The 13486-nt window shown below is 72.1% G+C and carries 12 protein-coding genes; 2 read left to right on the top strand and 10 right to left on the bottom strand.

Annotated features, from left to right (window positions below):
* Nucleotides 1-9: 9 nt before the first annotated feature.
* The 10 genes from HUW10_RS11080 to HUW10_RS11035 all read right to left on the bottom strand — a co-directional run bounded on the left by HUW10_RS11080 (nt 10) and on the right by HUW10_RS11035 (nt 11343).
* Nucleotides 10-1077, bottom strand: coding sequence for a phytoene/squalene synthase family protein (locus HUW10_RS11080; RefSeq protein ID WP_236656345.1), 1068 nt, complete (start codon nt 1075-1077; stop codon nt 10-12).
* Nucleotides 1058-2587, bottom strand: coding sequence for a phytoene desaturase family protein (gene crtI / locus HUW10_RS11075; protein ID WP_174503555.1), 1530 nt, complete (start codon nt 2585-2587; stop codon nt 1058-1060). The genes HUW10_RS11080 and crtI overlap by 20 nt, the downstream gene beginning before the upstream one ends.
* The gene (bchO, locus tag HUW10_RS11070) at nt 2584-3507 is read right to left on the bottom strand and encodes an alpha/beta fold hydrolase BchO (RefSeq protein WP_174503554.1); all 924 of its coding nucleotides are present in this window, start codon (nt 3505-3507) and stop codon (nt 2584-2586) included. Before bchO ends, crtI begins: the two co-directional genes overlap by 4 nt.
* On the bottom strand, nt 3504-5204 hold the full coding sequence (locus tag HUW10_RS11065) for a magnesium chelatase subunit D (protein WP_201712610.1): 1701 nt from the start codon (nt 5202-5204) through the stop codon (nt 3504-3506). Before HUW10_RS11065 ends, bchO begins: the two co-directional genes overlap by 4 nt.
* Complete coding sequence (bchI, locus tag HUW10_RS11060) at nt 5201-6223, bottom strand: magnesium chelatase ATPase subunit I (protein WP_174503553.1); 1023 nt, start codon at nt 6221-6223, stop codon at nt 5201-5203. The genes HUW10_RS11065 and bchI overlap by 4 nt, the downstream gene beginning before the upstream one ends.
* Before the next feature lies 1 nt (nt 6224).
* Nucleotides 6225-6731: a TspO/MBR family protein gene (locus tag HUW10_RS11055; protein WP_174503552.1), complete on the bottom strand. Its 507-nt coding sequence runs from the start codon at nt 6729-6731 to the stop codon at nt 6225-6227.
* Complete coding sequence (locus HUW10_RS11050; protein WP_174503551.1) at nt 6728-7921, bottom strand: geranylgeranyl diphosphate reductase; 1194 nt, start codon at nt 7919-7921, stop codon at nt 6728-6730. Before HUW10_RS11050 ends, HUW10_RS11055 begins: the two co-directional genes overlap by 4 nt.
* Nucleotide 7922: 1 nt before the next feature.
* Complete coding sequence (chlG, locus tag HUW10_RS11045; RefSeq protein ID WP_174503550.1) at nt 7923-8852, bottom strand: chlorophyll synthase ChlG; 930 nt, start codon at nt 8850-8852, stop codon at nt 7923-7925.
* A 15-nt stretch (nt 8853-8867) separates the two neighbouring features.
* Nucleotides 8868-10310 (bottom strand): transcriptional regulator PpsR, encoded by a 1443-nt coding sequence (ppsR, locus tag HUW10_RS11040; protein ID WP_174503549.1) that lies wholly within the window; start codon nt 10308-10310, stop codon nt 8868-8870.
* Between the two features lie 124 nt (nt 10311-10434).
* Nucleotides 10435-11343 carry a B12-binding domain-containing protein gene (locus HUW10_RS11035; protein ID WP_174503548.1) on the bottom strand — a complete coding sequence of 303 codons (909 nt, stop codon included), beginning with the start codon at nt 11341-11343 and terminating at the stop codon, nt 10435-10437.
* Nucleotides 11344-11624: 281 nt separating this feature from the next.
* Between HUW10_RS11035 and bchF the strand changes: the two genes are divergently transcribed.
* Both bchF and HUW10_RS11025 read left to right on the top strand, forming a co-directional pair.
* Nucleotides 11625-12215, top strand: coding sequence for a 2-vinyl bacteriochlorophyllide hydratase (bchF, locus tag HUW10_RS11030; protein WP_174503547.1), 591 nt, complete (start codon nt 11625-11627; stop codon nt 12213-12215).
* Complete coding sequence (locus tag HUW10_RS11025) at nt 12215-13483, top strand: ferredoxin:protochlorophyllide reductase (ATP-dependent) subunit N (protein ID WP_174503546.1); 1269 nt, start codon at nt 12215-12217, stop codon at nt 13481-13483. Before bchF ends, HUW10_RS11025 begins: the two co-directional genes overlap by 1 nt.
* The last annotated feature ends 3 nt before the right edge of the window (nt 13484-13486 follow it).

Raw genomic sequence — 13486 nt, 5'->3', positions numbered from 1 at the left:
CGTCTTCCATCACGCCGGCTCCGCCGCGCCGCAGACGAGCGGGCCGCGCGCCCCGGCCGCCCTCATCCGCGCCGTGCGTTCCTCGCGTTCCAGCCGGTCGATCAGCAGGATCACCCGCGCCGCCGCGCCCACCGTCTCGCCCCCCGCTGCCGCCGCAGCATCGATCAGGAAGCGCACTTCCGGGCAGGGCGGCGGCGATGCGGCCAGCGGCGCCCACAGCCCCGCGGTCGCGGCATCGGCCAGCGAGAGTGCGGCCAGCCCGAGCTTCCGCCGGCCGGACACGCGGGTGCGGGTGGAGACCGAGTCGAGCCCGTTCGCCGCCAGGAGCCGGCCGATCTCGCGATAGATCCGCCGCGCCGCCGCAATGCCGGGCCGGCAGGCCAGCGGCAGCGCGGCGATGCCGCATCCGGCCGCCGCATAGCGCCGCTCGGCTTCGTCGAGCAAGCGCCCGATCACGTGTGCCAGCGCCGGGGTGAAGGCCGGGCGGGCAAGGAACCGCTCGGGCTCCAGCCCCGCCTCCTCCAGCCAGTCCAGCGGCAGATAGAGCCGGCGCTCGGCCGCATCCTCGCCAACATCGCGGGCGATATTGGTCAGCTGCATCGCGAGGCCGAGATCGCAGGCGGCGGCAAGGCTCGCCTCATCCCGCGCGCCCATCAGCATCGCCATCATCACGCCGACCGACCCCGCCACCCGCGCCGCATAGGCGCGCAGCTCCGCCAGCGTGGCATAGCGCCGCCCCGCCGCGTCCCAGGCCAGCCCCTCGATCAGCGCCTCGGGCAGCGCAAGCGGGATACCGTGCCGGGCGATCGTCGCGGCAAACGCGCGATCGACCGGATCATCGAGCCGCACACCCCGGCAGATCGCCTCCAGCCGCGCCGATATCGCGGCAACCCCGGCTTGCTTGTCGGCGGCAAGGTCGACCGCGTCGTCGGCCTCGCGGCAGAAGGCGTAGAGCGCGGTCGCCGCAGCGCGCACCTCCGCCGGCAACAGGCGCGAGGCGGCGTGGAAACTGACCGAGCCGCGGCGCAGCCTTGCCGTGCAGGCGGCGATGTCGGGATCAGACGAACGCATTGGCATCGGGAACCACCGTGTCGAGAACCCGGGCGGTCGAGAGCACGCCCGGCACCCCGGCGCCGGGATGGGTGCCCGCGCCCACCAGGAAAAGGTTGCGCACATCCTCGCTCGCATTGTGCGGGCGGAACCAGGCGCTCTGGGTCAGCACCGGCTCCATCCCGAAGCCGGCGCCCCAGGTCGAATCGTAGCGCGTGGCGAAATCCTGCGGCGTCATCACCCGCGAGGTGACGATGTGCCCGCCAAGCCCCGGCATCACCGTCTCCTCCAGCCGCCGCTCGACCCGCTGGCGGAACGCCTCGGCCTCGCGCGCCCAGTCCTGGCCGCCGCCGAGATGCGGCACCGGCGCCAGCGCATAGAAGGCGTCGCACCCCGCGGGCGCGAGCGCCGGATCGGTCGCCGTCGGCCGGTGCAGATAGAGGCTCATGTCCGGCGCCAGGCGCTTCTTCTCGAAAATATCGTCGAGCAGCCCGCGATAGCGCGGCCCCATCACGATCGTGTGGTGCGGCACGTCGCCGAACGTCCGGTCGGTGCCGAAATACCAGACGAACAACCCCATCGAGTAGCGCGCCGCGGCGAGCTTGCGGTCGGTCCAGCGCCGCCGCGCCACCCCGCGCAGCAGATGGCCATAGGTAAACCCGGTGCAGGCGTCCGAGACCACGATATCCGCCGCGATCCGGCTGCCATCCGCGAGTTCGACGCCGCATGCCGCCCCCTCGCGCACGAGGATCCGGTCGACCGGCGTGTTGCAGCGGATGCGGTTGCCCTGCCGCTCGATCAGCCGCGCCAGCCCGGCGACGATCGCCCCGGTCCCGCCCATCGCGAAATGCACGCCATGCCGGCGCTCCAGATGCAGGATCAGCGCGTAGATGGCGCTGACCCGGAACGGATTGCCGCCGACCAGCAGCGGATGGAAGCTCAGCGCCGCGCGCACCCGCGGATCGCGCACATGCCGCGCGACCAGCCCGTGCACGCTGCGATGGCCGGACAGCCGCACGAGGTCGGGCAGGATGCGCGCCATGTCGGTCCAGTGGCCGAACGGCACGTGGCCGAGCTGCTCGAACCCGATCCGGTAGATCTCCTCGGTCATCGCGATGAAGCGCTCGTAGCCGGCGACATCGCCGGGCGCGAGCCGGCCGATCTCCGCGCACATCGCGTCATGATGGCCGGAACAGTCGATATGCGAGCCATCGTCGAAGCGGATGCGGTAGAACGGGTCGATCGAGCGGAGATCGACATCATCGGCCATTCGCCCGCCGGCCAGCGTCCAGAGTTCCTCCAGCAGGAACGGGGCGGTGATGATGGTCGGGCCGGCATCGAACACGAACCCGTCCTGCCGGAACACCGAGGCCCGGCCGCCGGGCTGCTCGCAGCGCTCCAGCACGGTGACGCGCCAGCCCCGCGCGCCGAGCCGGATCGCGGCGGCCAGCCCGCCGAACCCCGCCCCGATCACGATGGCATGCGGCCGCTTCGTCCTCGCCTCCTGCCCCGCATCCTGACGGGTGATCACGTTCATGCCGCCAGCACCCCGATCTCGCGCGCGAAGCCGGCGATCTCCCCGGCGACGGGCTCCGGCGCCTCCTCATGCGCGAGATGGCCGAGACGCGGCAACACGATCACCCGCGCCCCCGGCACAAGACGCGCGATCTCCCGCGCATCGGCCGGCGGGATCGAGCGGTCCGCCGCCCCCACGATCAGCAAAAGCCTCGGCGCGAGACGCGGCAGCGCCGCGGCCAGCGGTGCCAGGTCCCAGTTCGCCATCATCATCAGTGCCGCCCCCGCATGGCCGCTGCGCCGCGCCAGCCGTGCATAGAATTCCGCCCCCTGCGCATCGATGCGCGATCCGGTGCCGCGCAGCAGCCGCGCCACCACCGCCTTGTCCGCCGCGTGCCAGGCGAACACGCGCGGCACCAGCGGGTTGAGCGCGAACAGCCGCGCCAGCGGCGAGAATACCTGCCCTGCAACGCCCTTGAGCGGCAGCAGCGCGCCGTTGAGGCTGACCAGCCCCGCCGGCGCGATCCGCCCCTGCAGGCACATCTCGGCCAGGATCGCCGCCCCCGCCGAGTGCCCGGCCACCAGCGCCGGCGGCGCCTCCAGCACGTCGAGCAACGCCGCGATCGCGCCGGCCATGCCGGGCAGCGACATGCGCGGCCAGAACGGCGCCGCGGTGAAGCCGTGGCCCGGCAGATCCGGCGCAATGACGGTGAAATCCCGCGCCAGCAGCGGCGCCAGCGCGCGCCACGAATGCGTCGCCGCACCGGTGCCGTGCAGCAGCAGCAGAACCGGCCCCGCCCCCATCACCTGAACGTGGAATCGCAGCCCGCCGGCGGTCACGAAGCGGCTCGCCGCCCGGTTCGGCCAGTCCCGCCCGTCGGTCTCCCAGTCGGGCGCATTGGCGTCGAACACCCGGTCCCACAGCGCGAGCGCGGCGCTCATGCGGCCTGCTCCGCGCGGATCGCCCGGCTCAGCGCGCGCGCATCGGCAAAGGGCAGCGGCAGGTAGCGCGCCCGCATCACGCCGGCGAGTTCGGCGGCGAACGCGTTCGGCCGCGGCGCCGTGTCGATCAGCAGGGCGGGAATTCCATCGGCAGCACAGGCAGACGCCGCCGCCCGCGCATCCGCCGCCGCCGCCGCGCGGCCGGGCTGCCGGTCGCGGCCGATATTCGCCCCGCCATCGGTCAGCAGCACCAGCAGCGGCCGGTTGCCCCGCCGCCGCGCGCCGAGTGCCATGTCCCGCGCGGCGTCGATCCCGCTGGCCAGCGGCGTCGCCCCGCCGCCCGGTAGCGCCGCAAGGCTCCGCCGGGCGCGGGCCAGCGCCGCGGTGGGCGGCAGCAGCAGCTCCGCGCCGCGGTTGCGGAACGCCAGAAGCGCCACCTGGTCGCGCCGCACATAGCAATCGGCGAGCAGCAGCTGCACCGCGCCCTTCGCTTCCGCCAGCCGGTTCAGCGCCGACGAGCCCGAAGCGTCGACCGCGAAAATCGCCACCGAGCGGACCGGCGCCTGATGCCGGCGAACCCTGAAATCGCTGCCAAGAACAATGACCCGCCCCGGATGATCCGGCCGCTCGCGCCGGCGCAGCGCCTGCATCGGGGCGGCGGCCCGCAACGTATCGACGAGGGCAAGACCATGCTCCCGCCCCGGCCGGCCGGGGCGCGCGCCGAGCGGTCTTCCATGCGCCGCCGTTGCGGCGGCAGGGGCTGCGGCGCGCCCGCCCGCGGCGCCGCGGCGGCCCTGGCCGAGCAGCAGTGCTGCCAGAAGTTCCGGCGGCAGCGCGCTGCGGGCAGCATCGAGAACCCGGTCCGCCGCCTGCTCGCCCGCCGTCTCGGGTGGCGCCGGCGGCGCCGCATCGTCACCGCACGCCGGCGGCGGCGGCTCGGGCGCCTGATCCATGTCCTGTTCCGCCGGCGCCGGCAGGCGGGTGGCGCGATGGGCGAGCACCAGCTGGGCTGCCAGCATCGCGTCCTCCTCGCCGGCGCTGCGGCGGCCGGCCAGCGCCGCGGCGGCCCGCGCCGTCCGCATCGCGAGGATCACCGGCCGCAGCGAGAATATGCCGAGTTGCGCCGCCACATGGCAGAGCGCCTCGGCCACCCCGTCATCCATCCGCATCCGCACGAGCCGCCGCCGCGCCGCACCAAGCCCGCGCACCCGCGCAAGCGGGCGCCGCGCCAGCAGATCGGCGGCATCGAGGGCGAAGGCCATCCGGTCGGCCAGTGCTGGGGAGAGATGTTCCTCCGGCCCGATCCCCTCATCGAGGGCGATGGCGCCGAACCGGCCCTCCTGCGCCTGTGCCAGCCGCGCGCACAAGGCGCGGTCGAGCCGCTCGGCCATCGGCAGCACCAGCACGCCGCCCGCCGCCTCCGCCAGCAGTCCGGCCGCCATCACCCGGCGCCCGGCGGCAAGGCTGGCGGCAAGATCGATCCCGCCGAGCAGCCGTCCGTCATCGATCCCGGCCGGCACCCGCCGCATCGCCGCCCCCGCCGGCAGCAGGGCGCGGACATGCTCGACAAACCCGTCCCGCGCCGGGCCGAACGGCGCGCGGACCCAGATGCCGCCCAGCCCCGCCGGGTCGAGGCTGAACAGGGCCGCGACCACCGCCGCACTGCGCGCCGGGCGCGGCGGCGGCATCGGGCTCATGCGACGAACACCTCGTCGAGCGCGCGATCGACCCGCGCGCCGGCCATCGATTCATCGAGCGGATCGCGCCGCAGCCGGTGGCGCAGCGCCGCCGGGGCCACCGCCCGCAGATGCGCCGGCGTCACCGCGACCTCGCCTTCCAGCGCCGCCTTCGCCCTTGCCGCGCGCAGCAGCGTCAGCTCGCCGCGCAGCCCGTCGGTGCCGAGCGCCACGCAGAGGCGGGCAGCGAGCGCCAGCACCTCCTCGGCGACCGCGACCATCGGCAGCAACCGCCGCGCCGCGACGATCGCATCGCGCAGCCCGGCCTCCGCCGCCGCGAAGCGCCGCGCGAAGCCGGCCGGGTCCTGCTCGAACGCATCCCGCCGCCGCACCACCTCGATCCGCTCGTCGATATCCGTCGGCGTCCTGACCTCGACGCACAGGCCGAACCGGTCGAGCAGCTGCGGCCGCAACTCGCCCTCCTCGGGGTTGCCGCTGCCGATCAGCACGAAGCGCGCCGGGTGGCGCAGGCTCAGCCCCTCGCGCTCGACCACGTTCTCGCCCGACGCCGCGACATCGAGCAGCAGATCCACCAGATGATCCTCCAGCAGATTGATCTCGTCGATATAGAGAAAGCCGCGATTGGCGCGGGCCAGCAGCCCCGGCTCGAACGCCTTCACCCCGTCGGCGAGCGCGCGCTCGATGTCCAGCGCGCCGACCACCCTGTCCTCGGTGGCGCCGAGCGGCAGGTCGACCACCGGCACCCGCACCCGCTCGCGCGGCAACCGGCCGCCGACGCGCCGCGCCCGGCACTCCGGGCAGAGCCGCCGCCGATCGGCCGGATCGCAGCGATAGCGGCAGCCCGCCACGGCATTCACCGCCGGCAGCAACGCCGCCAGCGCCCGCACCGCGGTCGATTTGCCGGTGCCGCGATCGCCCAGCGCCAGCACCCCGCCGAGCGCCGGCTCGGTCGCCGCGATCAGCAGCGCCTCCTTCATCTCCGCCTGGCCGACGATCGCGCTGAACGGATACGGGCCCATGTCAGCGCGCTCCCATGGCGGCGCCGAATGGGCGGTTGAGCCGCACGATCGTCAGGTTCAGCACGCCGGCGAAGCCGACCCACAGCAGATAGGGCAGCAGCAACAGGCTCGCCCCCGCCGCATAGGGCTGCATCGCCAGCATGATCGCCGCGATCGAGGCGAACAGCGCCACCAGCTCGGCCAGCGCCCAGTCCGGCCGCTTCAGGGTGAAGAACAGCACGCTCCAGAGGATGTTCAGCACCGCGTTGAGCCCGAACAGCACCACGAGCCACCCTGCCGCGCCGGGTGCGGACGCGCTCTCCCAGCCGATCACGCCGGCGGCGGCGGCAAGCGCGAAGATCAGCGTCCAGACCGGGCCGAACAGCCATTCCGGCGGCTGCCAGGCGGGCTTGCGCAGCTGCCGATACCAGACGCCGAGCCGCGTCGCGAGCCCGCCGGCCAGCGCCGTCGCCGCCGCCGCACCCGCCGCGACCATCACCGGCCCCCAGCCGCCCCCGAGCGCGCTCATGCCCGCGCCAGCCCGGTCAGATGCGCGATGTTCTTCGCGAAGATGCGCAAGTGCGCCGCCGGTTTCGCCCGCACCAGCGCCTTCTCCATGTAGGCCTGCCAGGTGATCGACTGCACGTCGGCATCGCCGCAGATGGCGACGAACCGCTCCCGCCGCCGGTCGCTCGCATACCAGAAATCCTGCATCATCCCGAGCACGGTGAACACCATGCCATGCGCCGCCATGAACCGCCGCCGCGCCTCGCGCAGCGCCCGCGCATCGCCGCTGGCGCAGAACGCGTCGGCCGCCTCGCCGGCGAGCTGCCCGCCGAGCATCGCGTAATAGATCCCCTCGCCCGAGGCCGGCGCCACCACCCCGGCGGCATCCCCGGCCAGCAGCACGTTCACCCCGTCATCCCACCGCGCCAGCGGCTTCAGCGGCAGCGGCGCGCCCTCGGCGCGGATCGTCTCCGCCTGGCCGAGCCCGGTCTCCTCGCGCAGTGCCGCGACGGCGCGGCGCAGCGAGAACCCCTTCACCGCGCTGCCGGTGCCGATGCTCGCGGTCTCGCCATGCGGGAAGATCCACGCGTAGAAATCGGGCGAAACCCGGGCGTCGTAATAGATGTCGCACCGCCTGCCATCCCAGCCCGCGGCCGCCGCACCCGCCGCCGGCGTGCGGATCACCTCGTGATAGGCGAACACCCGCCGCGCGGCACCAGCACCCGGCACCATCTGCCGCGCAACCGCCGAGGCCGCGCCATCGGCGCCGATCACCGCCCGCGCCGCCACCGTGTGCCGCATTTCGCCGGCGCGGTAATGCACCAGCGTCCGCCCGTCCGCCGCGCGCTCGATGCGCTCGTGCCGCCCGGTCAGCCGCACCGCCCCGGAAGCTGCCGCCCGCGCGCGGAGGAACTCGTCGAACACGTCGCGATCCACCATGCCGACGAACCCGTCCCCGGCAATCGGCATCGACACCTGCCGCCCGCGCGGCGAGACGATGCGCGCCCCCCGCGCGCGGGCCACCAGCAGATGATCGGGGATGTCGAAATCATGGATCAGCCGTGGCGGCACCGCGCCGCCGCAGGGCTTGATCCGCCCCGCGCGGTCGAGCAGCAGCACCGAGCGGCCGGCCCGCGCCAGCGTGGCGGCAGCCGTCGCCCCCGCCGGCCCGCCGCCGATCACCGCCACGTCATAATCCTGTATCGCGGCCATTTCACGCTCCTCCGCCGGCGAGCGCGAAAGCGCAGACCAGCATGCCGATGACATAAAGCGTCGTCCCGGTCGCATTGTACCAGGGGGCGCGCTCGCGCGGGCGCTGCAACAGCCTTCCCATCAGCCCGAGCTGGCACGCCAGCAGCAGCCCGACCGCGAACGCCGCGAGCCGGTGATCCCAGGCGATCATCAGCCCGATCACCACGAGCTGCGGCAGCGCCATCACCACGCAGGCGAGCCGCGCCGCAGGGGCAACGCCGAGCTGCACCGGCAATGAGCGGATGCCGCTCCGCCGATCCCCCTCGACCGACTTGAAATCGTTCAGCGTCATGATGCCGTGCGCGCCGAAACTGTAGAGCAGCGCCAGCCACAGCACCGGGGCGGAGGGCAGCGCGCCCCGCATCACCGCGGCACCCGTGAACCACGGCACCCCCTCGTAACAGACCGCGACGGCGGCATTGCCCCACCAGCCATTGCGCTTGAGCCGCAGCGGCGGCGCGCTGTAGGCCCAGGCCGCGAGCAGGGCGAACACCGCGGCGCCGAACCCCCAGCGCCCGAGCGGCACCGCCACCGCGAGCGACAGCGCGGTCCAGATCAGCGCGACGTAAAGCCCCCAGCGCCCCGGCATCCTGCCGGAGGGGATCGGCCGGTCCGGCTCGTTGATCGCGTCGACATGGCGGTCGAACCAGTCATTGACCGCCTGCGAGGTGCCGCAGACCATCGGCCCCGCCAGCACCATGCCGAGCAGCAGCTCCGGCCAGCGCCCGGCCAGCGGCGCGCCGGAGGACACGGCCCCGCAAACGAAGGCCCAGATCGCGGCGAACCACGTGACCGGCTTGAGAAGTTCGAGACAGACCCGGAATCCGGGCAGCGATGCCGGGGCGACGCGCAGGGGAGCAAGCGTGAGGTTCGTCTCTTTTGCTGACGCCATCGCTCCCCCTTCCGCCTATCCGGGGCTGGCCGGCGCGGCATCCATCATGCCGTAGCGCCGCAGCTTCACGTAAAGGCTTTGTCGCGACAGGCCGAGCATCTCGGCCGCCGAGGCCCGGTTGTCGCCGGTAATGTCGAGCGCCGCCTCGATCGACAGCCGCTCGATCACGTCGGTCGCCTCGCGGACGATGTCCTTGAGCGACACCCGGCCGATCAGCTCGCCGATCTGTTCGAGCGAGCGCGGCACGGCCCGCGTCGCCGTCGGGCGCATCAGCTCCGGCGTGCTCCGCCCGGCGACGTTGCGGATCGCGAAACCATAGCAGGGCTTGCCGCCGCTGGTGACCGACGCTGCCGAGATCTCGACATCGATTTCGGTGCCGAACTCGTCGCGCAGGGTGGTGGGGTAGAGCCGCACGGCGCCGTTCTGCCGCAGATTGCCGGTCACCACCGGCAGGTCCACGCCCGGCCGGCCGAGCCACTGCTCCAGCGAACGCCCGACGACCTGCTCGGCGGAGGCCGCCTGCACCATTTCGGCGAAGGCCGCGTTCGCCGCGATCACCCGCCCGTCATGACCAACGACGACGAAGCCGTCCGGCGCGTTGTCGATCAGTTTCAGCAGGTCCGCCCGGCCATCCGGCAGCACGTCCTGGCGCACGGCGAGCGGCGTCGGCGTCAGGCGAATGAGGAAGTTCAGCCCCGCACCCTGGCGGATCACGAAGGCCGAGAGATGCACCGGCTCCGCCTGCCCGAGCAGGCGGATCGGCGTGTCGTCGCCCCGCCCCGCCCGGCTCACCCCGCCCAGCATCTGGTCGAGCGTCGCCCGGCTGCCCGGCTCCACCAGATCGGCGAAGGGCCGCCCCACCAGCTTGCCCTGCACGTGGAACAGGCGCTGCGCCGCCGGGTTGGCCTCGGCCACGCGCTGCGTCGCGCCGTCGACCACCAGCATCGGCTCGGATGATTTTTGGAACAGGATGCGATAGCGCGTCTCGACATGGCGCAGCCGCGAGTAGTCCCGCTCGAGCGATTGCTGCACGTCGATCAGCCGCTGCTGCAACACCGCGATGGTCCTGAGATCGCGGCCGAACGCGACGATGCTGCCCTTCTCGCCGATCGCGAGCGCTGAGAACATAACAGGAACATCGCGGCCGTCATGGCCGGGGCAATTCACGTGCCGTTCCGCGGCGTGCGGCTGCTCGGCCTGGTCATCGGCCGCCGCCCGCAGCATCGCCACCACCTTGTCACGGCTTTCCACCGTCACCGTGTCCACCCAGCGCTGCCCGACCCAGCCGGAAATGTCCGCGAATTCGCGCGCGAGGCCAGCGTTCTGCACCGCGATGTCACGGATCACGCCCTTCCGGTCGACGATCAGCGCGATATCCGCCATCGTCGCAATCATTATGCCGACAATGTCCGGACTCATGCCGACGAGCCATTTGCCGGGCGATTTGAAGGCTTTCATCTCGGACCACTCTTTCAGCCGGTTGTATATATATTCCAGACGTCTGAAGTATCCTCCCTAGTGTCAACTTTCAACTACCCTGGTCGTCAATGCGCACTGACATGCGTCTGGTTCAGGGCAAAATTCAACGTCGCGCCGCGTCGCGGTTCAGCGTCAGCACGCTGGCCTGGCGGAGCGCGTCCTGCGCATCGGCGGCCATCGAGTCGGCGCCGACGAACTGGCAGCGTTCCGGGTAGTCGAGAAACGCCTTGCCGCCGACCATCACATGCAGATCAGGGTTCGGCGCCACCGCGCGCAGCGAGCGGATGATGGCCGGCAGGCCCTTCAGCCAGCGATCCGTCGTCACCGACAGACCGATCACGTCAAGCCAGTTGCGCCGCGCGATCCCGAGCAGCACCGTGCGGGTGCTGCGCGGCTCGGCACTCGCCAGCCAGCCGGCGCGGCTGAACACATCCGTCAGCACCGCGATTCCGAATGTATGCTGCTCGCCCGGTGCGGCCGCGAACAGCGCATGCCCGGCCACCCGTATCGCCCCGCCCGGCAGATCCGCCGGCGGACCGTTCTCGACCAGGATCTGGTTGAGCCGCACCATGGCGAGGGTTACGGCGGCGAAATCGCAGCGATCCTCCTCCCACAACACGCCGAGCCGGCGCGCCGCCGGGGTCAGCAGATCGTGCAGGATCATGTCGTGATCCGCCCCGCGCCCGGTGAACTGGTCGATCAGCACATGCGCGCGGTTCAGATCGTCGGTCAGGATGAAGCCGAGAAACTGCTCGACCTCCCGCGCCGAAGGCCGGATCAGGCTGACATCGACCCACACCGGCAGCGGCAGATGACTGGCGACGACGCGCGGCAGCACCTGCTGGGTCAGCACACGATCGAGCAGCTCCGCCCAGGGGGGAAAGAAGCTCTGCTGTGGCTGCCGGCGCTGCTCGCCGCCGCGTGCGACGAGGTCTCCGCTGCCGCTCCGCTCGGTGGCGCCGCCGGTCTCGCCGTAGTGAATTTCGAAATCCGCGTCGGCCGATTCACGCATCGGTTGCCTCCCGAACCTGGAGGTAGAATGGCATTAACTTTTCCCACGTGTCAATCGAAATTGACGTAAATATAGATTGACATTCAACGTGACCGGACGCTAGCTTTCTTCCAGCCGCTATGCCGCGGTGGAGGAAACTCCCATGATCCGGCTCGATAAATTGAAATCTGGCCATCGCTGCCCCCGACGGGCTGGCTGGGCAAAACCCGCACGATAGCGGGCCGATTGCCTGCCGGCTTTTTTTATCTGTCGATCGAACGCTTCTCGAGAGGGCATGTCAAGTGGACTTTACACGCATCATCGACCGGCTCGTCGCCCCCGTGAATTGCTGCCCCTGGCAAGGCCACGCCTACGGCATCTCCGCGCAGGCCCATCCCGCGCCCCGGCGCGGCACGCGGCGCGCACCCTATCTCTATAGTGTCGAGGAACGGCGGCGGCGGGACACGACACCCTGGACCACGGTGCAGGCCATCCTCGCCCCGGTCCAGTTCGCGGTGTTCCTGATCAGCGTCTGCCTCGTGCTGCGCTATCTCGCCACCGGCGAGGGCCTGGCTGTGGCCACCGCCTCCATCCTCGCCAAGACCGCGATCCTGTTCACCATCATGGTCACCGGCGCGATCTGGGAAAACGCGGTCTTCGGCCAGTATCTCTTCGCGCCGGCCTTCTTTTGGGAAGACGTGTTCAGCGTCCTCGTGATCGGGCTGCACGTCACCTACGTCGCGGTGCTGGTCACCGGCGCCGCACCCGCGCACACGCAGATGCTGATCGCGCTCGCGGCCTATGGCACCTACCTGGTCAACGCCACCCAGTTCCTGATGAAGCTGCGCGCCGCCCGGCTCGAAGCCGCCCCCCGCGCCGCGATCCCCAGCTGATGAGCGCCTGCACCACATCGCCGGCCGCCCCGCCCGCAATCATTGCCGAGCGCGGCCAGCGCGAGGTGTTCTGCGGACTGACGGGGATCGTCTGGCTGCACCGCCGCATCCAGGATGCGTTCTTCCTCGTCGTCGGCTCGCGCACCTGCGCGCATCTGCTCCAGTCGGCGGCAGGGGTGATGATCTTCGCCGAACCCCGCTTCGCCACCGCGATCATCGAGGAGCGCGACCTCGCCGGCCGCGCCGATCTCGACGATGAGCTCGACCGCGTCGCCACCCGCCTGATCGCCCGCCGCCCCGATATCCGGCTGCTGTTCCTGGTCGGCTCCTGCCCCTCCGAGGTGATCCGGCTCGATCTCGGCCGCGCCGCCGCCCGGCTGGAGGAGCGCTTCGGCCGCAGCCCGCGCGTGCTTGCCTATTCCGGCAGCGGCATCGGCACCACCTTCACCGAGGGCGAGGATGCCTGCCTGTCCGCCCTCGTCCCCACCCTCGCACCCGCGCCCGGCCCGGCCACGCGCCTGCTGGTGGTCGGCGCCCTCGCCGATGTGGTGGAAGACCAGTTCCGCCGCCTCTTCGCTGCCCTCGGCATCGCCACGGTCGATTTCCTGCCCGCCCGCCGCGCCGACGCGATGCCGCCGGTCGGCCCCTTCACGCGCTACGTGCTGGCCCAGCCCTTCCTCGGCGAAACCGCCACCGCGCTGGAGCGGCGCGGCGCGGTGCAGATCGCCGCCCCCTGCCCGCTCGGCGCCGAGGGCACGCGGCTCTGGTTCGAGAGCATCGCCGCCGCCTTCGGCATCGATCCCGCCCATGTCGATGGCGTGCTGTCGCTGCCCGTCCGCCGCGCCACCGCCGCCCTCGCCGCGCCGCGCGCCCGCCTCGCCGGCCGCCGCGTGTTCCTCTTCCCCGATTCCCAGCTCGAAATCCCGCTTGCCCGCTTCCTCGCCCGCGAATGCGGCATGATCCTCACCGAGGTCGGCACACCCTTCCTCAACCGAAGGCTGATGGCGCCGGATCTCGCCTTGCTCCCCGCCGACGCCCAGCTCGCCGAGGGCCAGGACGTCGAGCGCCAGCTCGACCGCTGCCGCGCCGCCCGCCCCGATCTCGTGGTCTGCGGTCTCGGCCTCGCCAATCCGCTCGAAGCCGAGGGCTTCGCCACCAAATGGTCGATCGAGCTGGTGTTCAGCCCGATCCAGGGCTTCGAACAGGCCGCCGATCTCGCCGCCCTGTTCGCCCGTCCCCTCGCGCGCCGCGCGCTGCTGGAGGTCTGAACC

The sequence above is a fragment of the Acidiphilium sp. C61 genome, assembly GCF_905116885.1.
In the GTDB taxonomy this organism is placed as follows: Bacteria; Pseudomonadota; Alphaproteobacteria; order Acetobacterales; family Acetobacteraceae; genus Acidiphilium.
The sequence above is the reverse complement of the archived record's forward strand: the minus strand, read 5'-3'. Positions and strand labels throughout refer to the sequence as shown.

Bases quoted from the DNA above. Each gene is read 5' to 3' on its own strand.
- HUW10_RS11080 (WP_236656345.1), bottom strand. From the start codon at position 1,077: ATGCCAATGCGTTCGTCTGATCCCGACATCGCCGCCTGCACGGCAAGG.
- crtI (WP_174503555.1), bottom strand. From the start codon at position 2,587: ATGAACGTGATCACCCGTCAGGATGCGGGGCAGGAGGCGAGGACGAAG.
- bchO (WP_174503554.1), bottom strand. From the start codon at position 3,507: ATGAGCGCCGCGCTCGCGCTGTGGGACCGGGTGTTCGACGCCAATGCG.
- HUW10_RS11065 (WP_201712610.1), bottom strand. From the start codon at position 5,204: ATGAGCCCGATGCCGCCGCCGCGCCCGGCGCGCAGTGCGGCGGTGGTC.
- bchI (WP_174503553.1), bottom strand. From the start codon at position 6,223: ATGGGCCCGTATCCGTTCAGCGCGATCGTCGGCCAGGCGGAGATGAAG.
- HUW10_RS11055 (WP_174503552.1), bottom strand. From the start codon at position 6,731: ATGAGCGCGCTCGGGGGCGGCTGGGGGCCGGTGATGGTCGCGGCGGGT.
- HUW10_RS11050 (WP_174503551.1), bottom strand. From the start codon at position 7,921: ATGGCCGCGATACAGGATTATGACGTGGCGGTGATCGGCGGCGGGCCG.
- chlG (WP_174503550.1), bottom strand. From the start codon at position 8,852: ATGGCGTCAGCAAAAGAGACGAACCTCACGCTTGCTCCCCTGCGCGTC.
- ppsR (WP_174503549.1), bottom strand. From the start codon at position 10,310: ATGAAAGCCTTCAAATCGCCCGGCAAATGGCTCGTCGGCATGAGTCCG.
- HUW10_RS11035 (WP_174503548.1), bottom strand. From the start codon at position 11,343: ATGCGTGAATCGGCCGACGCGGATTTCGAAATTCACTACGGCGAGACC.
- HUW10_RS11025 (WP_174503546.1), top strand. From the start codon at position 12,215: ATGAGCGCCTGCACCACATCGCCGGCCGCCCCGCCCGCAATCATTGCC.